Below are 22200 nucleotides of genomic sequence, written 5' to 3'. Positions count from 1 at the left end.
TATGCTAGTGGAAACGAACATACACCCGATGGAGGGTCTAAAGAGGCAGCTTCTCCAAATATTGAAGGTCATTCCGCCAGGCTCAAGCATCTATTATGTCGATTATCCGGTATACAACAATGGCGGGGATCTGCTGATTATGAAAGGGGCAGAGGCTTTTTTCAAAGACAATCATATCCGCGTTGCGGCGCGGTACAGCGTCCTTGATTTTCCAGACAAGCTGACGATTCCAAACGATCAGATTATCGTGCTGCAGGGCGGAGGAAACTTCGGCGATCTGTATCCGGTTCATCAGAAGCTGCGTGAGAAGATCGTTGCCAGCTATCCAAACCATCGAATCGTATTGCTTCCGCAGACGATTTACTTTAAGAGCGATGCGGAGTATGAGCGGACAGCGCGCCTCTTCAATAGCCATAAGGATACGCATCTCTTCGTACGGGACACCTTAACCTATGATTTGGCGGTGCAAAAATTTCACAAATGCTGCGTTTATTTATCGCCGGACATGGCGCATCAGCTATGGCCGATTTTGCCGAAGAGCAGCCCGGGCAAGGAGCTGCTTTGCTTCTTCCGCACCGACATCGAGAAGACGAGCGAGCAGGAGAGCTTTGAAGCGGTAGGGCGGGGCGATCATTTGGACTGGGCTTCCCTCTACAACCGAGTGGAGAAAAAGTCGATTAGGGTGATCGGACAAATGATGACCAAGAGCGGCGTTCCGCTGCCGATGCAGGCGATATGGGGCAAGTATTCCGATTATTTGGTCGATAAAGCAGTCAAGCGCTTCAGCGGCTACCGCGTCGTGCAAACCTCAAGGTTGCATGGACATATTTTGTCCTGCTTGATGGACAAGCCTAACACGCTGCTCGACAATTCATACGGCAAAAACTCGAATTACTATAATACATGGACCAGCAGCGTGAAGTCGGCTCAATTAGTGGTGAGTAACGAAGCTAACTAGCCGGTGCTGCTCCTGTTGACCATATCGTTTAGAAAAATGCTGCTTATGCGGCGGGTTTAGTGTCGAAGGGAAGATAGTTCAGCGGATGGATGCATAGCGCGTTCGTGAATGCGGGCGTTAGCAAGGCGAGAGAGCGGCGCGGGAGAGGGAGAGTTAACGGGAAAAACTCCTGTTAATGTAACCTCTACTCGGCGTATAGATGCAATTAGCTGGAAATCCTCCATGTAATTTGGGGGATTTCTTAATTTTAAGGCCATCTTAGCGGAATTAGCGGGAGAAAATCCTGTTAAGTGCGCTATGAGGCTGGATATGAGCAAATTAGCTGGAGCTTTTCCTGTTATTTAATGAGATAGCGCGTATGTGCGTAGCTTCCGTAGCAAGTTTTGTTGCGAAGACGTTCAGGTAGTAAATGCTCCACAAAACTAAGCTTATGCTTTCGAAGCAAGTTTTGTTGCGAAGACGTTCAGGTAGTAAATGCTCCACAAAACTTTTTAGGGGGAATCAGCATGAAAATTGTTCTTCTATCAGGTGGTTCGGGCAAGCGGCTGTGGCCGTTGTCGAATGAGTCGCGGTCCAAGCAGTTTCTGAAGGTGCTCAAAAACGCCAATGACGAGCGTGAATCGATGGTTCAGCGCGTATGGGGACAAATATCGAATGCGGGGCTTCGCGAGCATGCTTACATCGCAACTAGCAAACCGCAGGTGGATATGATCCATAGCCAGCTCGGAAGCGAGATCGAAGTGATCGTCGAGCCGGAGAGAAGAGATACCTTCCCGGCTATCGCGCTGGCAGCAACCTATTTATACTCGGTGCAAGGCGTGAGCCTGAACGAGACGGTAGTTGTCATGCCGGTCGATCCTTATGTAGAGGAATCATTTTTCCAGAAAACGAAGGAGCTTGAGCTGGTTCTGAATGAATCGGGTGCTGATTTGGCGCTTATGGGTGTCAAACCGACCTACCCTTCCGAGAAGTACGGCTATATCGTTCCAGAGCAATCCGCCGAAGCGGATGAGTCCTATGTGAATGTACACAGCTTTAGAGAAAAACCCCGCGAAGAAGAAGCGGCAGCGATGATTGAGCAGGCTGCGCTTTGGAACTGCGGGGTTTTTGCATTCAAGCTCGATTTTCTCATAAACATCCTGATCGCCAATGAATTCCCGATTCAATACGACGAAATGCTGAAGCAGTACGGCAAGCTTCCTAAGAACAGCTTCGACTATGAAATTGTTGAGAAATCGAATCATATCGTGGCGCTGCCTTATGAGGGCGATTGGAAGGACCTTGGCACATGGAATACGCTGACCGAGGAAATCGAAACGCCGCTTATCGGCAAAGGGATCATTACCGGCGACTCGTTAAATACGCATGTCATCAATGAACTGGACATTCCGATTACGCTGCTGAACGTATCAAACGTCGTTGTTGCAGCAAGCCCTGACGGCATTCTCGTATCGGATAAAGCTTCAAGCCCAATGATCAAGGAAGTCATGAAGCATTCGGACCAGCGCCCGATGTATGAGGAACGGCGCTGGGGACGCTACCGGGTGCTCGATTACTTAAAATATCCGGATGGCAAGGAAGTATTGACGAAGCGGATTTGCGTAGCGCAAGGCCAAAACTTGAGCTACCAATATCATTTGCTGAGAGATGAGGTATGGACGATCGTTGCGGGTCAAGGAACGATGGTTCTCAACGGGAAGAGCTTTGTCGTGAAATCAGGCGACGTATTGACGATCTCCAAAGAAAGCCTGCACAGCCTGCGCGCGGAGACGGAAATGGACATTATCGAAATTCAAACGGGCTCGGAGCTTATTGAAGAAGATATCGTCCGGCTGGCTTTTGATTGGAAAGAAATTTTGGGATTTTGCACCGTATAAACGAAAAATGCGATGAAGGAGCGATAAGCATGAACATTACGGTTATTGGAACCGGCTACGTCGGGCTTGTATCAGGCGTTTGTTATGCCGAGCTAGGCAACCGAGTCATCTGCGTGGATAAGGACCCGCGCAAGATCGATACATTAAATGCCGGCGGCATTCCGATTTATGAGCCTGGCCTTAAGGAGCTGGCATCGGCGAATCGCGAGGCAGGAATGCTATCGTTCACGACCGATTTGCCAAGTGCGGTGCGCCAATCGGACATTATCATTTTAGCGGTAGGAACGCCGCCGCTGCCAAACGGCGAGGCGAACCTCTCTTATATTAACCAAGCGGCCATCGAGATTGCAGAGGCGATGAACGGCTACAAAATTATTGCGGTAAAGAGCACCGTGCCGGTCGGAACAAACGAGCGACTGGCTGAGCTGATCCGCTCGCGCACGAATGAGCGCTTCGACAGCATCTCGCTGCCGGAGTTTTTGCGCGAGGGCTCTGCGATCCAAGATACGCTGCACCCCGATCGGATCATTATCGGAGCCGATTGCCAAAGCGCGTCAGACATTATGACGCTGCTGCACATCCCATTAACCGAGCAAATCGTCGTAACGGATATCCGCAGCGCCGAAATGATCAAATATGCATCCAATGCCTTCCTCGCTACGAAAATATCATTTATTAACGAGATCGCCAACATTTGCGAGAAGGTCGGCGCTGACGTGACGAAGGTAGCGGAAGGCATGGGTTATGACAAGCGAATCGGCCCGTCGTTCCTTAAAGCCGGGATCGGCTATGGAGGCTCTTGCTTCCCGAAGGATACGAGCGCTTTGATTCAAATCGCAGGCCACGTCGACTATGAATTCAAGCTGCTTCGCTCGGTTGTGGAAGTGAATCAGGATCAGCGCTTCAACGTTATCCGCAAGCTGGAGACGATCTTTGACGGCCAGCTGCATGGCAAGACCATTGCGGTATGGGGGCTAGCTTTTAAACCAAATACCGATGATGTGCGAGATTCGCCGGCACTTGAGATCATTCAGCACTTGATCGATAACGGCGTGCAGGTGAGAGCCTATGACCCGATCGCCATCGATAACTTCCGCTCTATTTACCAAATAGAAGGAGTCGAATGGTGCGCCGATGCGATGGAAGCAGCCAAGGATGCGGATGCGCTTTGCTTGTTGACCGAATGGGAGGAGTTCTCGAGGGTCGATCTTGGCCTTCTTCAAAAGGTATTAAAAAATCCGATTCTGATTGACGGCCGCAATGTTTTCGAAGAAGAGCATCTCATTGGAACTGAATTCGTGTATTATTCCGTTGGCCGACCAAGCTTAAACCAAGGCGTGAAGCAGCAAATGCCCGTATTGCAATTTTAGTCCAAACTTATGACTAGAGGTGAACGAAAGATGACGATTAGAAAAAAGGTGACCTTATCCGCGCTTGCGATTTCAATGCTTACCGCTTCACTTGGCGGTTTGCCGCTAAGCCAGAAAGGATTGTATCAGAAGCTCGGAATTATCCAAACGGCAAATGCCGCGGAAACCGAATTGCCGTCTAGCGTGTTCCTGGAGCGCATGAGAGGTCTTTATGACGCGCTTGCAGCGGGCGACAAGACGGATATGCAAGAGGTTAGAAATTTGCGCGATGAAATCGCCGGTCTAGATGAAGCGGCAAATCAGCAGCTGATTGATCCGGTATGGAATAAGATTAGCGCTAAGCTGCCTGAAACCGTAGATCAAGCGGAATTAAAAGCGAGCCTGTTCCGTCTGGTCAAAGCGGTCGGTTCCTTCCGGTATGATCCAAATGCCTCCGATTTGGAGGCCATTCGCACGAACCCGGAATATCGCGCTACCTTGAAGACGATTGCGGCCGCAGGCGGCGACGAAAATATTAGGCTTGATGATTTTCTTGTGTTCCTGTTTGGCGACGGGGGCAGCCGGAAGGGCGTAGAAGGGACTATCGGCAGCTTGCTTGCCGAGAAGACACCGACGGAGCTGATTCAATTGCTAGGCAACAAGCAGGGCATTACGGCTGTCCTGCTTCAAGCGACGGAGAAGCTGCTAGGCGATACGGGTTCCTACAAGTTTAGCTCAATATTGAGCAACCTTGGCGTAACGCCGCAGGATGTAAGGGCAACGGTGCTGAATTTTCAGCTGAAGCTGCAAAAGGATGAACCTGCCATTAGTGCGATGACCGTGGCGTACATTCGATCGGCAGCGAAACCGAATGTGAAAATAACGGCTGACGGGCGCGTGCATACGTATACGCTAAACGTGTTTGGCGTATCGATTATTCCTCTTGTCCTTCAATGGTCGAAGGTATCCGGTGATGCGCAGGTGAGCGTATCGCCAAACGGTGTCGTTTCCATTCCAAGCAATGTTGCAAGCGGCAAGGCTGTTATTCAAGCGAGATTGATCAATCCATACGGCGGCTCGGCGAAGGTTATTTTTGAGCAGGAGGTTTCATTGACGACTGCTCAGGAAGAGGAAACGGAATTCCCTACGGCTCCTTTGATTGAACGTCTGAACAAGCTGCACAGCGCCCTTGCGGCAGGCGATCCGGCTGACATTCAAGCGGTTCGCGATTTGCGGGATGAAATAGCTGGGCTTAATTTTGCAACGGATCAGGTCTTAATTGACCCGATCTGGAACAAGCTCGCTGCCAAGCTGCCGGCAACGGCAGATCAAGCCAAGCTGAAAGAAACCTTGTTCAACATAATGAAGGCTGTTGGCTCGATTCAATATGACCCGCAGGCATCCGGCTTAGAGGCGATTCGTACGAATCCCGAATACCGGGCAGCGCTGAAGGCGCTTGGAGCAGCGGGCGGCGAGCCGAGCTTCGTCGTAGACGATCTTCTGCTATATCTATTCGGCGATGGCGGCGCGAAGCTTGGCGTGGAAGGAACGATTCGGAAGCAGATTGCAGCCTTGTCCTCCACGGAGCTGCTGCGTTTGCTCGGGGACAAGCAAGCGTTTGCCGCGTTGGTGCCTAAAGCGATAGAGCAGCTGCTTGGCGAAACGGATGACTATAAAGTAAGCTCGCTTCTAAGCAGCGTAGGCATTACGGCTAACGAGCTTAACGCGACATTGGCGGGCATCCAGCTGAAGCTGAAGAAGGATGAGCCGGCTCAAGCAGCGTTGACGATTGCCAGCGTGCGCGCCGGAGCTGTAGAGACGGTAAAAACGAGTGAAGACGGCCGCGAGCAGGTATTCAGCCTAAAAGTATTTGGCGTAGCGGTTCCATCGCTTGCGCTGCGGTGGAGCAAAGTATCCGGAAGCGAAAACGTGAAGGTGGCTGCAAACGGCACGGTTACACTCTCGCGGGGCACGCAAACCGGTTCGGCCGTTATACGTGCGACATTTATTAATCCTTACGGCGGCACAGCGAAGGTTATTTTTGAGAAACAAGTGACGTTAACAGCTGCGGAAGGCGAGGGAGACCACTTCCCTGCCGAGGAATTCCTGAAACGAATGAACAAGCTCCATGCGGCGCTGCTAGCCGGAGATCCGTCGGATGTGAAGGATGTCCGCAACCTACGCGAAGAGATAACGAAGCTTAGCTTCGCTAAGGATCAAGCGTTGATTGATCCGGTCTGGAACAAAATCAAGGCGAAGCTTCCAGCATCGGTTAATCAAGAGGAGCTGAAGAAGAGCCTATTCCAAATCATTCAAGCGGTAGGCTCCATCCAGTATGATCCGGAGGGCAAGGATCTCGAAGCGATTCGTACGAATCCTGAATTCCGAGCAACATTGAAGACGATTGCGGCAGCAGGCGGCGTAACGACCCTGACGATGGACGACTTCCTATTGCTACTGTTTGGCGATGGCAATGATCGTCCGGGCATTGAAGGAACGGTTCGCGACATCATCTCGGACATGAATACGAAAGAGCTTGCCCAGCTGCTTGGCAATAAGGATAAAATGAATGAAGTGCTAATGGAAGCGATGGCGGAGATTATCGCAGAGAAGGACGACTACGCATTAAGCGAAGCCCTTTACAACTTAGGCGTTAAATCGACGGACATTCGTTCGACGGTTTTGAAATTCCAAGTGAAGCTGAAAAACGATGAGCGTGCGCTTAACGCGTTGACTGTCGCTTATATCCGTTCAGAAGTTATATCGGCTGTAAAAGTAACGGCAAACGGCAGACAGCATGATTACACGCTGAAGCTGTTTGGCAAAGAGCTGCCATCTTCATTATTGAGATGGAAGAAAGTATCGGGAAGCAAAGATGTTACCGTTGATTCCAAAGGTAAAGTAACGCTTCCGAAGAAGGTGGCTACAGGCACGGCCGTTATTCAAGCGACGCTGATTAATCCTTACGGAGGCTCGGCTAAAGTAATCTTCCAGCAAGAGGTGACGCTCATTAACGGTGAAGTAGAAACGGATCCTAAGGCTGAGCTGCAAAAGATCGCTCAGGCACTTGATGATAAGCTTGCAGCTATTAACAAGAAGCTGAAAGCGGCGACGAATGACGAGCAAAAAGCGGAGCTGGTTCTAGAGGTTGTGCAGGCAAGAAACGAAGCAGTCAATGCTATCAACAATGTTAAAGCGACTAACTCATTGAAGAATAAAGCGATCAACGAAACAAAAAGCAAGGTCAATAAATTGTTGACCGCTATTATTATGGAAATCATGCGTTCTTAATCTCTAGCCAGTCTTCCTTCTCCGATTGGGGAAGGAAGACTGGCTTCTTTCTATTACAAACGAAAGGTGGTAGCCGTATATGAGTCAACGGCATGCACGAAGGAAGAGGCGTCCCCGCTTTCAAAAACCGGATACCATTAACATTATTTTAGGCTCGTTAACGATTATTCTGATCGTAGCGTGGGGCGGGCTTTATTGGAAGGATTCCTCGCAGCAAGGGCTTATCGTAAGCGCGGATGGAGCAGCGCAGAATGAGCAAGCGGAGCTGATTGACCTTGATGAGGTCGTGACGGATCCGAAAAGCACGCCTCCTGCGGATGAAGCGAAGCCAGCAGTCACAGATAAAGCGGGGCAAGCAACCGATAAACCGGCTGTGGGCGGAGAAGAAACGGCGCCTCCTGAGAAGGAGACGACTGAGCCGGATAAAGGCTCGGAGCCCGTTCAAACTACGAGGCCTGTCCATACGGCGAAGCCAAATCAAGTGAAGCCAGGCGCTGGCGGCGGAGCGAAACCGGGCACAACAAAGCCGGGCACAACAAAGCCAGGCACAACGAAGCCGGGGACGTCAACACCAGGCACGACAAATCCGGAAACGCCAGCCGTAACGGAGCCGCCGGTAAATATGTCCGAGAAATACGAGCAAGAAATTATTCAGCTTCAGGCAAAATGCACGCAGGATATGAATGAGGTGCTGGTAGGCGCGGAAGCAAGCATCGAGCAGTTGGATATGTCAGATCCTTATGCGTTTCAGCAGTTGAATCAGAAGTGGATGGACGGTCTTGCGAATGTGGAGAACACATGCAATACGAAATTCCAAGAGAAGATCAACAACGCGGAGAAGGCTGATGTGGATTCAGCGATTACAGAGGAGTGGCAGCAGAAGTTTAGCGCATTGATGCTGCAGCTTCAAGGTGAGTTCGAGGCGAAGCTGCTGCAGCTAATGGGCGGTTAATGACGGATTGATTATTCATCCTTTGGCAAGGTGCGGTCGCGGAGCACACGTTCGAGCAGGCTGCGAATGAGCACCAGATCGTCCCTTTCCAGAGGCACTCCGTCCCAGTGGAGCTGTTCGTAATTCAAATATTCCTTCGCATTATGGTTAAGCTCGATTGGAGGCTCCGGATAATCAGTTAGCCCGAGCAAATAGTCCGCCGATGTGCGCAGCTTACGCGAGATCGTCTGAATGGATTCGATGGTCGGCTGCCGGTACCCGGATTCGTAACCCGCATACGTGCTTTTGGCAACCCCTAAGTAATCGGCCACTTCCTGCATGGTCAATTTTCTCGTTTTACGCAGCTGCTTCAGGCGCTTCGCAAACATCGTAATCCCCCTCTCTCTAACGTCTCTGTTATCTATTTCATTGCTGGTTAAACGCACACATAATTATATCATGTTTACCATTTGCATGTACAAGGGAATGGATCAAATTACCCTTGTCTATTTTAGATAACGTGCAATGCCATCCTCAAAACCTTCCAGAATTGTGAAAAACATAGATTAAAACGATCGTTCGAAAATAACAAATAGCCTTGCAGGTCAACCACTGGCCTGTAGGGTTCTTTTTTTTTCGCTTCTTATTTGCCTTAAAAGCTATTAAATGATAATGCCGAACTCATATGATGCATATATTAATGAACAAGCTGCATCCCGTGAGGAGGTTAAGAATGAAATCGAGCATTTCGGGAAAAGTGATGACCATCTACGGAAGCATCTTTCTGCTTATTATTGTGTTGACCTTCTGGTTGTCCTACCGGGGAACGGTTGGACCGCTTGAGGCCGATCTGACCAATACGAATCTCGCTCTGCTCAAGCAAGTAGACCAAAAGATCGAAGTCGCATTCCGCCAGACCGAGAAAGATTTGCTTGCACTTATGGAAGAGCTTGAGTTCGTGTATTTCATGCTGGACAGCTACAATGACGACGCCCAAAAATACAGCAACTATTATGGATTAACGACAAAATTAAAAAACTTTATTAACGCGAATCCTACTTTCTCATCCATTTTCGTTTACTCTGCCGTGAACGGCGATATTTTGACCGAGAAGGCCTATATGAATGATATTGCTCCGGTAGACAACTGGCTGGCTGCTTACATGGACATGCCGGGATATTTCAAGTGGATGACTACCCATCCGGTGTGGGATGGAACGACGACCCAAAACGTGGTCACGCTGGTTCGCTCCTACCCGACGCTAAGCAGTCCGGGCTACCGCAACGGCATCGTTGCCGTCAACATTAACGAGGATGTTCTCTACGGCATGATTAAATCCGTCTATGAGGAAAGCTCGGCTGGCCATCTGTTTATATTCGACGCGGATGGGAAAGTCGTCAGCCACGACGACAAAACGCTGCTATATCAAAATTTGAAGCAGTTGCCTTATATGAAAGACGTGCTCTCGTCAGAAGGCAGCGGCTCCCTATCAATCAAGCTGGACGGCGTTCCGCAAACGGTGTTTTACCGGACATCCGCCTATACGGGGTGGAAAATGGTCAGCATTATGCCGGAATCGCAAATTTACGAGCCGCTCCAGATTACACGCAATCTGCTGTTCATATTAGCTGGTGCTATGGTCGTCCTTGCGTTAATTGTACTGTTCTACGTCAACCGCTTAACGTTCAAGCCGCTTGACCGGCTGGTTGGCAAGCTTGCAGGCACCTATCAGCCGGATAAGAAGCGCGGATTCGATACGGCGGGCTTCACCTATTTAGAGACGGTGTTCGAGCAGATGATGGAGGATCGGGAGCATTTGGAGAAGCATGTGCGCGATTCCAAGTCCGTGCTCAAATGGAGATTGATCATGGATATGCTGACCGGCTACCGAACGGACTACCAAGCTTTGCGGCATCACCTTGAATTTACCGGCATTAAGCTCTATTCGGAGCGCTACCTTGTATGTACGGCGGAAATCGGCAAAGCGGAAGGCAGCTTGAGCCCGCGCGATGAAACGCTTTATACGTATGTGTTTTGCAACGTGGCGGAGGAGCTGATGGGCAAGGAGGATGCGGGCGTCGCTATCGATTTGGGCGGCGGACGGGCGGCGCTTGTGTTTAGCTTCGCGGAAGGCGAAGCGGAGCAAAACCATTTGCGCGCGCTTGCTATTTTGGAATGGATACTGGAGGTCATTAAGAAGCAATTCGGCTTAGTCGCCACGGTTGGCGTCGGCAGATGCGTCAAGGAATTGGGCGATATTCAAAGCTCCTACGGCGAATCGCTTAAGGCGCTTCGCTACAAGATGCTTTTTGGCAGCCATTCGGTCATTTCAATCGAGGATTTGCAGCCGCCGGACAGTCAGGACTATTACCGATTGAACCGGAAGGCGACGCGAATTATGGAGGCGCTCAAGCAGACTGATACGGACAAAATGAAGGAGGATGTGCATCAAGCCTTCGAGAAGGCGGTGGAGCTTGGCTTGCCCCCCGACCTTATCCGTCAGTTTTCGTTCGATTTAATTGTGAAGGCGCTGCAGGTTGCGGATGCAATCGGGATCGGTCCCGAGGAGTCGATGGGCAACTTGGACAGCATTTACGAGAAGATCGAGCGCAGCGAGAATTGGAAGCAGGCAGAGAGCCTCGTCCTCGCCGTTCTTGAGGAGTTGGCGGCCAAGCTTACGAGCAAACGCAGCCAGAGAGGAAAAAACGACACGATTGAGCGGATGCTTACATACATTCAAGCCCATTACCATGAAAATGATTTGTCGCTTGACCTTCTAGCCGAACAGTTTCATTTGAGCCCAACCTACATCAGCAAGCAGTTCAAGGAATATACCGAGCGCAACTTCATCGACTATCTAATCGAAATTCGTATTGACGCCTCGAAAGCGCTGCTGGCTGACACGGATAAGAAGGTGAACGACATCGCGGAGGCGATTGGGTATATGAATACCCGGAGCTTCCTGCGGACGTTTAAAAAATATACGGGGATGACACCGACAGAGTTCCGCGAGCACGCCATCAGGAAGCTATCGGGGCAAGATACGGAGCAAACGTAAGACCGGTGGCACACTTCCTTAGCGGAGGCGTCGCCCCGGTTTTTTCCTTGCTATGGCGGGCTTTGTCACGTGTCACAGCAAAAGAATGAACCTGTTCAAGAAAGGTGACTGCGCCATTTCACAATAAAAGAGACCAGTCACAGAACATGTCTATTTCCAGCTTTCCGCGCTTTGTGTACGATCGAATCGTAGACGGAACATAAAGGGGGGGAGGACGATTTGGATACGGCTTAAGCGGGATCGTCACTTATATTTGATGCTTCTGCCTGTCATCTTGTTTTATGCGGTCTTTAAATACGCACCGATGGCGGGCGAGATTATCGCATTCAAAAATTACCGGTTTATTGATGGAATATGGGGAAGCGAGTGGGTCGGGTTTCATCATTTTCAAATGCTGTTCGCAAGCTTGGATTTTTGGAGAATTCTTCGCAACACGCTGCTTCTGAACATCTATAGTCTGGTGTTTGGTTTTCCGGTGCCTATCCTGCTTGCCCTGCTGCTAAACGAGGTGCGCAGAGAATGGTACAAAAGAACGGTGCAAAACCTGTTGTATTTGCCCCACTTCATTTCTTGGGTTGTGCTGGGCGGAATCGTCATCGCGATCCTATCGCCAAGCACAGGCGTCGTGAATCTGCTCCTAAAACAATTAGGCATAGAGCCGGTTTATTTTATGGCGGATTCGAGTTGGTGGCCTGTCGTGTATACCGTATCCGGCATTTGGCGCGATGCGGGCTGGGGGACGATTCTTTATTTAGCGGCGATGGCTTCGATCGATCCACAGCTTTACGAAGCAGCCAAAATCGACGGGGCAAACAAGCTGCGGCAAATTTGGCATATTACGCTTCCGGGCATTCGCAGCACGATCGCCATCTTATTGATCCTCCGCATGGGGCATATGATGGATGTTGGCCTCGAGCAAACGCTGGTGCTTCAAAACCAATCCGTGCTGGACGTAGCGGATGTCATAAGCACCTACGTATACCGGGTCGGCTTGCAAAATATGAATTACAGCTACACGACAGCGCTTGGTTTATTCCAGTCCTTGATCGGCTTTATTCTAGTGGTGGGCGTTAATGGGCTCATACGAAAGTTCGGCGAGAGGGGGTTATGGTAACGGTGAAAAGAAATGCTGCCGCAGCCCTCGCGCTGTCTTCGATTAGCAAAATCATCCTTTATTCATTTCTTGGCGTCTCGTCCCTAATCGCCCTGTTCCCGCTTTGGTACGAGGTAGCCGCCTCCTTTAGCAGCAGCCGGGCGATTACATCCGGAGAAGTGATGCTATGGCCGATTGAATTCAACCTGCATGCTTACGATCGGCTTTTTGATGACGGGCAAATTTTGATCGGCTTGCGAAATACGGTTTTGATCACGGTTGTCGGTACCGCGCTGAACATGATTATGACGATACTGGCCGCCTATCCGCTCTCGAGACGCCGCCTGGCAGGCCGCAGCGGATTGCTGATGTTCGTTACGTTCACGATGTTATTCGTCTCCGGCATCATTCCGAGCTTCATTCTCGTCAAGACACTGGGCTTAATGGACACTTACTGGGCCTTATGGCTGCCAGGCTTGATCAGTACCTATAACATGTTTGTCATGAAAACGTTCATGGAAGGGCTGCCCGAGGAAATTGAAGAGTCGGCGGCTATGGACGGAGCGGGGGATTGGCGGGTTTTAATGCAGATCATGCTTCCGCTGTGCAAGCCGATCATCGCATCCTTGTCGCTGTTTTATGCCGTTGGCTGGTGGAACTCTTATTTCAGCGTTCTGCTTTATATCACAAAAACGACGTCGCAATCCTTGATGGTGAAGCTGTACCAGATGATCAATCAAGTGGATGCAAGCCTGCTTAACAATTCCGGGGGCAGCGAGGGTGCAGGGCAAATCTTGTTAACGCCGGAGGGCATCAAAGCAGCGGCAATCGTCATTGCGGTCACGCCGATTCTGTGCGTATATCCGTTCCTTCAGAAACATTTTGTGAAAGGTGTCTTGATCGGTTCGGTTAAAGGTTAATAAGGAAAAGGGGATGATGTATTTGATGAAAAAGAACAAAATCCGCAATGTGCTCATGATTGCTAGCTTAATTCTTGTACTGCTCGCAGGCTGCACGGGGAAATCCGAGCCGACCAAGCCTTCCGCTGCACCAAACGAGACCGATGCGCCGGCGCCAGTGGCAGAGCAAAAGAAAGAGATCAGCGTATCTATCCTTGACCGGGGCGAAGTGGCAACGGAGGAAGGCAGCTACGAGAACAACCGCTGGACGAAATGGATCAATGAGAATGCTCCTGCTAAGGTCAAATGGGTACCCGTGCCGCGTACGCAGGTGCAGCAAAAATTAAACACGCTGATCGCATCGGGCACGGCGCCGGATTTGATATGGGAATACGACCGCAGCTACATTAGCCAGCTCGCTGCGCAGGGCGCGATTCAGCCGATTGACGAATATATCGAAAAGTACAGCACAACCTACAAGGCGTATTTGGAGAAGCATCCGGAGCTAAAGCCCTTCCTCACGATCAACGGGAAAATGTATGCGATTGCAAGCGCGCGCGGACAAGAAACGATAGCCAATCACGGCATTATGATTCGTCAGGATTGGTTAGATAAGCTGGGCTTGAAGGCTCCTACTACAGTTGAAGAATTAGTTGAGGTTGCCCGCAAGTTCAAAGAGGGCGATCCGGACGGCAACGGCACGGCGGACACCGTTCCGATCACCTTTAACTACAACGGAGTACAAATTTTAAGAGCCCTTTTCTTCGATAACGAAAACCAATGGTATCTGGAAGACGGCAAGCTTACGTTCGGCCGGATACTGGATCGGTATACCGATTCGCTTGCTTTGCAGAAGCAGCTTTTTGACGAAGGGTTGATCGATAAGGAATACATTACGGATACGAATTTTCAGCGCTCGCTTCAGCTCTGGACGACAGGCAAATCCGGCATCTATCTCGGCTCATGGACGATGGGCGCGGAGTTTGTTGATTTGAAGAAAAATGTGCCGGATGCGAAAGTTGTGCCTTTGGAGCCTGTCGCTTCGAAGTACGGAAAAAATGGCCTTTACCAGGAAGTGCCGGCCAATATGTATATCGCTTTTAATACCAATATGAAAGAGGACAAAATCGAAGCAGGCGTCAAGTTTTTGGACTGGATGCTGGAGAAGGGCTGGGAGCCGCTCAGAATCGGAGAGAAGGACGTCCACTATAAGCTCGTTGGCGAAGTTCCGCAGAAGACCGACGCTGATAAGTTCAAGAAAGAGGTCTTCTATGCTAGGGAGTATGCCATCTTGAACGAATGGGATCCGAAGCCGGAATGGTATGCGGTTATGGCTGCCCAGGACCCGATCTCGCAAGAGCAGGCAGTGCTTAAAGCAGCGGGCCTTGAGATTGCGATGAAAAATAAATACAGACGGGACATTGCCTATAATCCTGACCTGTCTGAGGTAAGCCAGCTAATAGCTACCTTCGCTCCGATCGCGCAGCAAATTGAAGCCAAGATCGTGACTGGAGGGGGCGCGCTTACGCCGCAGGCCGGAATGGAGGATATTCGCAAGGAGTGGAAGCGTTTGGGCGGAGAAAATGTAGAGAAGCTGGTGCAGGAGTGGTACGAGACGAATAAGGAGCATCTGAAGTAGTGAACAGCACCCCGTCAAGTAGACAGTACAAATAATAAAAACAGTTAAGCGGCCTTACTCCTGAATTCCATAGGACTGAGGCCGTTTAATTTTGCTTGTAATCGTTCGTTATTGTAAAAATAGATGTAGGCTTCGATGTCTCTCTTAAGGTCCGCAAAGGTTTCGTACGTGTGTAAATAATACTTCTCAYATTTTAGAGTTCCCCAGAAAGATTCCATTGGTCCGTTATCGATGCAACGACCAACTCGGGACATGCTCTGAGACAACTCGTTTTGGTCCAATAACNATCCGTCACCCACTTCTCATTTGGTTCAGTGGCTTGAAATTCACGGTTTAACAGGTTTTCAGCCACTTGCTGTGGAGTGGAGCGTACATATTTCGTTTTCTTCCTGCGGATGACGGACTGCATACCTTTTAGTTTCATTAGCCGGTATATACGCTTATGGTTGAGTTTTTTCCCAGTTTGTTTACGCACATGTAAGGTTAATTGACGGTATCCAAAGGTACGTTCTACTTTCTCATAGATGTTTATCATCAACGATATCAAATGTTCATTCTCTAATTCACGAGAACTAGGTGTGCGATTTAACCACTTGTAATAGCTTGAGCGTGCAATTCCAGCAACTTCACAGAGAAGCTGAATACACATTGATGCCTCCTGTTGAAGCGCTTGAATAGCAAGGTAGGTTGTCTCCTGTCTTACTTGACTTAGCGTCGCCTTCTTTCGAGTTCCTCTAACTTTTTTAAGAATGCATTTTCCGCCCGAAGGCGCTCCATTTCGTACGCCATCTGCTTCATCTTAAGTTTCTGTTGTTCGGCTTCCGTTAGCTCTTCCGGGGCTTTCTTTCTTACACGGCCATCTTTTAATGCATCCTGACCGCGATCCTCGAACTTCTTCACCCATTGGTATACTTGCTGGTAGGAGACCTGAAATTGTCCCGCTGTCTTTTGGTAGTCATGCTGATTAGTCATACAATATTGGACAATTTCTATCCGTTCCTGCCACGTCGTAGAGCGACCCTTTGTCATAGCTTTTGTTTCCCCTTTATAGGCTTTTAAGCTGCTATGACTATTATACTTCTTAATCCAGTTGGAGAGCTGGGTTGTACTTGCAATCTTATATTTATCGATGATMTGGTACTTAGACCATACACCCTCAAGGTAATCTTTCACCGCTTGGAGCTTAAGTTCTGCACTATAACTTCGATTATGTGTACGGTGCTCCAGTCCTTCATAACCATACAGCTTGTAGCGACGCTGCCATTTCATMAACGTTGTTTTGTTGATCTCATACTTCTTAGTCGCAGCTAAAAAACCAATTTCCCCATTTGACACTTCTTCGAGAATCGTAASTTTCTCTAGTGCATTATATTTTCCTTTAGCCATGAAAAAGCTCCCCTTACAGTAATCAGGTTTTATTATTTCACCTGTCTACTGTAGGGGGAGCATATCAGTAGAGGGGAAGGCCCTTCCCGTATTCGGTTATAGCGATGCGGGAAGGGTTAATCGCCGATCCGAGTAGCAAAGGATGGATGGAAAATGATGACCATGAAAAAAGTTTTTTCATTATTCCTCGTCTTTGCATTGATCATGACGGCATCCGGTACGCTTGGCAAAAATGAACCTGCAGCGGCTGCGGAAGCGGTAGTTGCAGAGCTGCAGGCAGGCGATTATGAAAGCTCCGACGAAGTATGGGACTTCCTGCTGGGAGCCGAATTTCCCGGGGCGCAAGGAAGCTTTACAAGAGATCAGTCCGCGTTCCAAACGGGGCTCTCCTCGGCCAAGGTGACGGGCGACTTTAATGGCGGGGGCTCCTACGTTGCATTGGAGCGGTATTTGACGAAACGGATTGTTCCGGCAGACGCGGTCAGTTTATCCTTTTGGGTAAAGACTGCGGACGCCGCATCGATATACCTCGTTCTAATGGATGGCACGAACCAAAATCATTCGCAAAGGCTGGTGCTTCAGCCGACAACGGCTTGGCAGAAGGTTACCGTGAATGCTTTTAATACAGGCAGCGAATATACGCACTGGGGAGGAGCCAATGACGGAGCGTGGCATCCGTCGCTTAAGAAGATGACCATCAAGGTGGCACGGGCGGGCTTGCGCACAGGGCTTAAGAGCGGCACGGCATGGTTCGACGATGTCAGAATCAAGGTGACCGTACCTGATCTAGCCATCGCTCAAACGCAGGTTGGCAACGTATTTGCCGGTGCAAGCAAAGGTACTTTTGATGTGCTGACGACAGGGGATACCGTCACCTGGCAAACCTATGACGCTTGGGGGGAGCCCGGTTCAGCTGGAAGCGCGCCGGTTACCGGTGGAAAGATCAGGCTGGAGGTGCCGGTTCAGTCAGACGGCTATTACCGCTTAAAGCTGTCCGCCTATCAAGCAGGGGCTTTGCTCAAAACGACAGAGACGACCTTCGCCACGGTGCCAACGTTTGATTTGGCGGCAGTGACCGCATCGCCATTTGGCGTTCAGACGCATTTTGCCCATAGCTGGAACCGCGAGATGATTCCTTTGGTCAAGTATGCAGGCGCCAAAAGCGTGCGGGATGCGATGTTCTGGTCCGAGATCGAGCTTAAAAAAGGCATCTACACCTATAACCCCAAATTTACGCTCTATATGGAAGGCTTGCTCGAGAACAGCATCGATCCGCTTATGACCTTCGCTTTTTCCAATCAATTTTACGATAATTTTCAAACGCCATATTCGGCAGAAGCGCACGCCGCCTATGCAAATTATACAAAATCCGTGCTGAACCGATTCGGAGGCCAAATTAAATGGGGCGAGATGTGGAATGAGTTCAACCTGCCCGGTTTTGGAGGAAACGGTCCAGCCGCATCCCAGCCGGATGTTTACTTCAGCTTAATGAAAGCAGGCTACGAGGCTGCCAAATCGGTGCGCCCGGATCTGAATGTGCTTGGAGGCGCGACCGCAGGCATTCCGGAAGAGTGGCTGGAGGACTTGTTCCAGCTCGGCGGATTGAATTACATGGACACCTTGTCCGTACACCCTTACCGTTACCCCGACAAGCCGGAAGGATTGCTTAATGAGGTAGCCTCGTTAAACCAACTGGTGAAAACGTATAACAACGGACAGACGAAGCCGATCTGGTTCTCGGAGATTGGATGGCCGACGCAGCTTGACCCTCGCGGGGTGGATGAGAAGACGCAGGCAGCGTATTTGATACGCACCTATGTACTTGGCATGGCAGCGGGCGTGGAGAAAATGTTCTGGTACGATCTGATGGACGATGGAACGGATAAGAAATATAACGAGCATAACTTCGGCATTATTCATAATGGCGGCGATCCGCTTGGCGCTTATACGCCGAAACCGGGTTATGTGGCGTTAGCGATGGCAGCGCGGCAGTTGACCGGCGCAAGCTTAACCGGCCAGGAGATTGCGAACGGCATCTATCGCTATAAATTTAATAAGAACCAGAAAACCATTCATGTGCTTTGGTCAGGAACGGATACGGAAACGAATCTGACTTTGAAAACAAATGGACCGCTGGTCGTAACGAACATGATGGGACGCACGGCAACCTACACGCCTAAAGATGGGGAAATTTATATTACGGCTTCTAGCGAGCCTTTATTTATCCAAGGGAAAATCGATAAAGTCATTCAAGGCAGCAAATACACGCTTAAGAGCGAGCCGTACTTTACCGGTGATCCTGTCAGCGTAACGTTATCCGTATACAAAGCATCATCTTGGAATCCGCTAAGCGCCCGCATTCAATTGCAAGGAGCCGTTCAGAATATACAGGCTTCCTCAGTCGGCACCTATCCAACCGTATTTCAAGGAATAGGTGAGCCTGGCAGCTACACAGCGACAGCGGAGCTTGTAGTTGGCGGCAAAAAAATCGGCGCGTTAAAAAATACGGTGGTGATCAAGCAATCGGAGGAGCTTTCTGCCAAGCATGTGCTGAAAGAGGGCAGCGACTTCCTGAGAGTTCGTATCGATAATACGAAACCGGTTGATAGGCGGCTGACACAGATCGATTGGCAGGTGGGCGGGACAACCGAATCGGAAACCTATAATACGGTATTGCCGGGCTTTACGGATTACACGATTGACCTTCCGATACCTCCTCTGCCCGCGGGAACCTTAACGCCTCACCAGCTTACCGTTTACTTGGAGGATGGCACCGTGCTGTCGCTTTCAGGCAATTTGCAAAATATCGCTGTCGCCAGCATGACGCCCATCGTTAACCGCACCGTGCAGGTAGATGGCCCGCTGGACGATGTCGACGATCTCCCCGGAATCGACCTGTTTGCGGAAGGCCATTCAAGAGTGGTGCCGCATAATGGGCCGGAGGATTTGAGCGGTAATCTATGGGTCACATACGATAATGACCACCTCTACCTGTCGGCCAAGATCCATGACGATCTATTCTCGCAAACCAAAACCGGGGATGCGATTTGGAGCGGCGACAGCATTCAGTTTGCTATTTCCTTGGGAACGCCGGGAGAGGCGGCGGAATGGTATGAATACGGAATGGCGCTTACGCCAAGCGGACCGGAATTATACCGGTGGATGGCGATGACCGGCGTACTGACCGGACCGGTTACGAATCGCCAGCTCCAGATTACGAGAGACGAAACAAACAAGGATACGATCTACCGGCTGGCATTGCCTTGGACGGAACTGTCGCCGATCGCTCCGAGTGACGGAATGCTAAGCTTGTCCGCGCTTGTGAACGAGAACGACGGCAACGGACGGAAAGGATGGCTGGAGTGGGGCGGAGGCATCGGCTCCAATAAGCAGTCTAAACTATTCAAGCCTATGTTGATCGGCGGTGCGGGAGCGGTAAGCGTTAGCGGCGTGACGCTTGACAAAGCCACGCTGGAAATGACCGCGGGTGATCCTGCGGCTGCGCTTCTTGCAGCGGTGACGCCCGAAAATGCAGCGAGTAAAGAGGTGACGTGGACGACAAGCGATCCGAATGTTGCGACAGTAAACGCAGGGGCAGTGACGCCTGTAGGAGCAGGCACGGCAACGATAACGGTGACGACAGCGGACGGTTCGTTTACAGCCAGCTGCGTCGTGACAGTCGCAGCTGCTACAGTCATTGAACCGGAGGCGGGGACGCCTGCGCCCACTGAGGTTGTAGAGCCGGAGCCTAGCGAAACGCCGGTGCCTAGTGGAACGCCAGAGCCTAGTGGAACACCATTGCCTACCGAAACGCCAGAGAACGGCGCTTAACCGGTACACGTTGAATGGCAGGAGGTGAGCAGTTCGCCTTTATGGCGGCCTGCTCTCTGTCTGCTCTTGGCCGCTCTCATAGAGCCAAGAGGATACGTTAATTAGAGAGGATGGGATATATGGATAAGACGGACAACCCAATTGACCATAAGCCGCTGCTGCTCGGAAAAATCCAATACTGGGAGCCTTTTTTTGACCCGGAAGAAAACATGCTGAAGCTGCCCTTTCATAGTCCCGGCTACCATACGACGTTAACGGCAGAGGAATTCCCGCTTGTTCATCCTACCTATCCTTCCCTTCTTTATGCGCTGGCTCTGCTTGATAGCGGCCTGCTGGAATACGCCGAGCGGGCTTTTGATACCATCGATAAAGTGATCTCGCTGCAAGACCAAAATGCCGCACACCATACGTATGGCATATGGCCTTGGTTTTACGAGGAGCCGCTTGCGAAAATGTCTCCGCCAGACTGGAACTGGGCTGATTTTTGCGGGAAGCAGCTCGTGCAAATCGAAGTCCGGCATGGCTATAAGCTGCCTAAGGAGCTGCGGGAGCGGATCCGGCAGGCTGTTTTCTGCGCATGCGATGCCATTATTAAACGGGATGTTGGTCCAAATTATACAAATATCGCGCTGATGGGCGCCTTCGTCACGCTTATCTCGGGCGAGACATACAAGCGGCGGGATTTCGCCGATTACGGTCTTCGAAGGCTGGAGAAGCTCCATGCTTTCACGAATCAGCTTGGCACGTTTCATGAGTTTAACAGCCCCACGTATTCGGTTATCGCCATCACCGAGCTGTCCAAAATGTACGCGATGACGGCAAGCGCTCAAGCCAAAGCGGTTGCGGAAGATTTGCTCGATGGCGCTTGGCGCATGGTTGCAGAGCATTTTCACCCGGCGACGAAGCAGTGGTCCGGGCCGCACAGCCGCAGCTACAGTACGCTGCTAACGGATATGGCGAAGTCATTTTTACAAATCGCTACGGACGGCAGGGTCGCTTTTGCATTTGAAAAAGAGCAGCCGTATGATGCGGAGTGGTTTGGGAGCGGGATACGCTGTCCGCACAAGTTTTTGTCGTATTTCACACAGTCTGAGGATAGGCATCTCCATCAGCTCTATTCCAGAAATGAGCAGACCGGGCAGCAAAAGTGGGCAACAACGTACATGACCCCTTCCTTTGCGATTGGTGTGTCCAGCGAGGAAATTATGTGGAATCAAACGCGGCCGCTGCTTGTCTACTTTGATAATGGCGGAGAGGCGGCTTATTTGAAGCTGCGCGTTCTGCATGACGGATACGATTATTGCTCGGCTGTACTAAACAGCAGAGTAGAGGGGAGCCAGCTGCTTCTCGGCATCCGCTTTCTAACCGATGGAGGAGATACGCATCCGAGCCTTGATCGAATAAAAGGAAGCATCGCTGCTTCTGATTTCAGAGTTCGGATAGAGCTTGGCGGCTGCTTGGACCATGTGGACGCGGAAGTGAACGGGGAACGGGCGCAAGCAATAATCGGAGGCTGCAAGGTTGCTCTGCGCACGCTGTTTGCGGCTTTTGGAGCAGGAACGGGGGCATGTGACGATAAGCGAAGCGACAGCTGGAAATGGGAGCTTACAAGAAGCAATGGCATGATCTGTTTTGACCTGATATTACATGACGATGAGGATAGTAGAATTGATTTTGAAGCGATGGGCAAAGCAGCTGTTCTCTTTTCGCTAGTAATTGGCGAGGCAGAAAGCGAGGTCGCGGTGGTGTCTAGCGAGGATGCTGTAGAAGCTAGTTTTGAGAGCAAGCGGAATGGAGTGCCCAATAATGATCCAATTAAACTATCCATTGCCTTAAAGCCTGCCTCGTCACCTGTGTCTTAAAGAAGGAGGAGCTTCATCATTTCGCA

The 22200-nt window shown here is 50.5% G+C and carries 15 protein-coding genes; 11 read left to right on the top strand and 4 right to left on the bottom strand.

The features are described 5' to 3' along the window. The first annotated feature begins 1 nt into the window (after position 1). The 5 genes from ADU23_RS02945 to ADU23_RS02925 all read left to right on the top strand — a co-directional run bounded on the left by ADU23_RS02945 (position 2) and on the right by ADU23_RS02925 (position 8427). Entirely contained in the window at positions 2 to 958 is a 957-nt protein-coding gene (locus tag ADU23_RS02945; RefSeq protein ID WP_053372379.1) for a polysaccharide pyruvyl transferase family protein, read from the top strand. A gap of 506 nt (positions 959 to 1464) precedes the next feature. After that, complete coding sequence (locus ADU23_RS02940; RefSeq protein WP_053372378.1) at positions 1465 to 2835, top strand: sugar phosphate nucleotidyltransferase; 1371 nt, start codon at positions 1465 to 1467, stop codon at positions 2833 to 2835. Between the two features lie 29 nt (positions 2836 to 2864). Next, the gene (locus ADU23_RS02935) at positions 2865 to 4205 is read left to right on the top strand and encodes a UDP-glucose dehydrogenase family protein (protein ID WP_053372377.1); all 1341 of its coding nucleotides are present in this window, start codon (positions 2865 to 2867) and stop codon (positions 4203 to 4205) included. A 30-nt stretch (positions 4206 to 4235) separates the two neighbouring features. After that, on the top strand, positions 4236 to 7475 hold the full coding sequence (locus tag ADU23_RS02930; RefSeq protein WP_053372376.1) for a DUF1542 domain-containing protein: 3240 nt from the start codon (positions 4236 to 4238) through the stop codon (positions 7473 to 7475). Positions 7476 to 7554: 79 nt separating this feature from the next. Then, entirely contained in the window at positions 7555 to 8427 is an 873-nt protein-coding gene (locus ADU23_RS02925; protein WP_053372375.1) for a hypothetical protein, read from the top strand. A gap of 11 nt (positions 8428 to 8438) precedes the next feature. Here the strand turns inward: ADU23_RS02925 and ADU23_RS02920 are convergent, their stop codons facing one another. Continuing rightward, positions 8439 to 8795: a helix-turn-helix domain-containing protein gene (locus tag ADU23_RS02920; RefSeq protein ID WP_053372374.1), complete on the bottom strand. Its 357-nt coding sequence runs from the start codon at positions 8793 to 8795 to the stop codon at positions 8439 to 8441. Positions 8796 to 9139: 344 nt separating this feature from the next. Between ADU23_RS02920 and ADU23_RS02915 the strand changes: the two genes are divergently transcribed. From ADU23_RS02915 to ADU23_RS02900, 4 genes are all read left to right on the top strand, one after another. After that, on the top strand, positions 9140 to 11464 hold the full coding sequence (locus ADU23_RS02915) for a helix-turn-helix domain-containing protein (protein WP_053372373.1): 2325 nt from the start codon (positions 9140 to 9142) through the stop codon (positions 11462 to 11464). Between the two features lie 256 nt (positions 11465 to 11720). Next, the gene (locus ADU23_RS02910) at positions 11721 to 12578 is read left to right on the top strand and encodes an ABC transporter permease (RefSeq protein ID WP_082198270.1); all 858 of its coding nucleotides are present in this window, start codon (positions 11721 to 11723) and stop codon (positions 12576 to 12578) included. Positions 12579 to 12580: 2 nt separating this feature from the next. Next, the gene (locus tag ADU23_RS02905) at positions 12581 to 13477 is read left to right on the top strand and encodes a carbohydrate ABC transporter permease (protein ID WP_231637299.1); all 897 of its coding nucleotides are present in this window, start codon (positions 12581 to 12583) and stop codon (positions 13475 to 13477) included. Between the two features lie 25 nt (positions 13478 to 13502). Further along, entirely contained in the window at positions 13503 to 15095 is a 1593-nt protein-coding gene (locus ADU23_RS02900) for an extracellular solute-binding protein (RefSeq protein ID WP_053372370.1), read from the top strand. 44 nt (positions 15096 to 15139) lie between these two features. Here the strand turns inward: ADU23_RS02900 and ADU23_RS34160 are convergent, their stop codons facing one another. The 3 genes from ADU23_RS34160 to ADU23_RS02890 form a co-directional block, all read right to left on the bottom strand. Continuing rightward, the gene (locus tag ADU23_RS34160) at positions 15140 to 15349 is read right to left on the bottom strand and encodes an IS3 family transposase (protein WP_082310975.1); all 210 of its coding nucleotides are present in this window, start codon (positions 15347 to 15349) and stop codon (positions 15140 to 15142) included. Between the two features lie 32 nt (positions 15350 to 15381). Beyond that, positions 15382 to 15744 (bottom strand): IS3 family transposase (locus ADU23_RS31910; RefSeq protein ID WP_231637298.1); only part of this gene is annotated, 363 nt, incomplete at its 3' end. A 59-nt stretch (positions 15745 to 15803) separates the two neighbouring features. After that, on the bottom strand, positions 15804 to 16481 hold the full coding sequence (locus tag ADU23_RS02890) for a helix-turn-helix domain-containing protein (protein WP_053372369.1): 678 nt from the start codon (positions 16479 to 16481) through the stop codon (positions 15804 to 15806). 153 nt (positions 16482 to 16634) lie between these two features. On the opposite strand from ADU23_RS02890, the gene ADU23_RS02885 reads away from it, so the two are divergent. Both ADU23_RS02885 and ADU23_RS02880 read left to right on the top strand, forming a co-directional pair. Next, entirely contained in the window at positions 16635 to 20312 is a 3678-nt protein-coding gene (locus ADU23_RS02885; protein WP_053372368.1) for an Ig-like domain-containing protein, read from the top strand. 119 nt (positions 20313 to 20431) lie between these two features. Beyond that, positions 20432 to 22174, top strand: coding sequence for a hypothetical protein (locus ADU23_RS02880; protein WP_053372367.1), 1743 nt, complete (start codon positions 20432 to 20434; stop codon positions 22172 to 22174). The last annotated feature ends 26 nt before the right edge of the window (positions 22175 to 22200 follow it).

This window comes from Paenibacillus sp. FJAT-27812, assembly GCF_001273905.1.
In the GTDB taxonomy this organism is placed as follows: domain Bacteria; phylum Bacillota; class Bacilli; order Paenibacillales; family Paenibacillaceae; genus Pristimantibacillus.
Note: the sequence above shows the minus strand (reverse complement) of the source record. Positions and strands in the feature narration are given on the sequence as shown.

Bases quoted from the DNA above. Each gene is read 5' to 3' on its own strand.
- ADU23_RS02910 (WP_082198270.1), top strand. From the start codon at position 11,721: ATGCTTCTGCCTGTCATCTTGTTTTATGCGGTCTTTAAATACGCACCG.
- ADU23_RS02880 (WP_053372367.1), top strand. From the start codon at position 20,432: ATGGATAAGACGGACAACCCAATTGACCATAAGCCGCTGCTGCTCGGA.
- ADU23_RS02925 (WP_053372375.1), top strand. From the start codon at position 7,555: ATGAGTCAACGGCATGCACGAAGGAAGAGGCGTCCCCGCTTTCAAAAA.
- ADU23_RS02930 (WP_053372376.1), top strand. From the start codon at position 4,236: ATGACGATTAGAAAAAAGGTGACCTTATCCGCGCTTGCGATTTCAATG.
- ADU23_RS02935 (WP_053372377.1), top strand. From the start codon at position 2,865: ATGAACATTACGGTTATTGGAACCGGCTACGTCGGGCTTGTATCAGGC.
- ADU23_RS02945 (WP_053372379.1), top strand. From the start codon at position 2: ATGCTAGTGGAAACGAACATACACCCGATGGAGGGTCTAAAGAGGCAG.
- ADU23_RS02940 (WP_053372378.1), top strand. From the start codon at position 1,465: ATGAAAATTGTTCTTCTATCAGGTGGTTCGGGCAAGCGGCTGTGGCCG.
- ADU23_RS02920 (WP_053372374.1), bottom strand. From the start codon at position 8,795: ATGTTTGCGAAGCGCCTGAAGCAGCTGCGTAAAACGAGAAAATTGACC.
- ADU23_RS02915 (WP_053372373.1), top strand. From the start codon at position 9,140: ATGAAATCGAGCATTTCGGGAAAAGTGATGACCATCTACGGAAGCATC.
- ADU23_RS02900 (WP_053372370.1), top strand. From the start codon at position 13,503: ATGAAAAAGAACAAAATCCGCAATGTGCTCATGATTGCTAGCTTAATT.
- ADU23_RS02885 (WP_053372368.1), top strand. From the start codon at position 16,635: ATGATGACCATGAAAAAAGTTTTTTCATTATTCCTCGTCTTTGCATTG.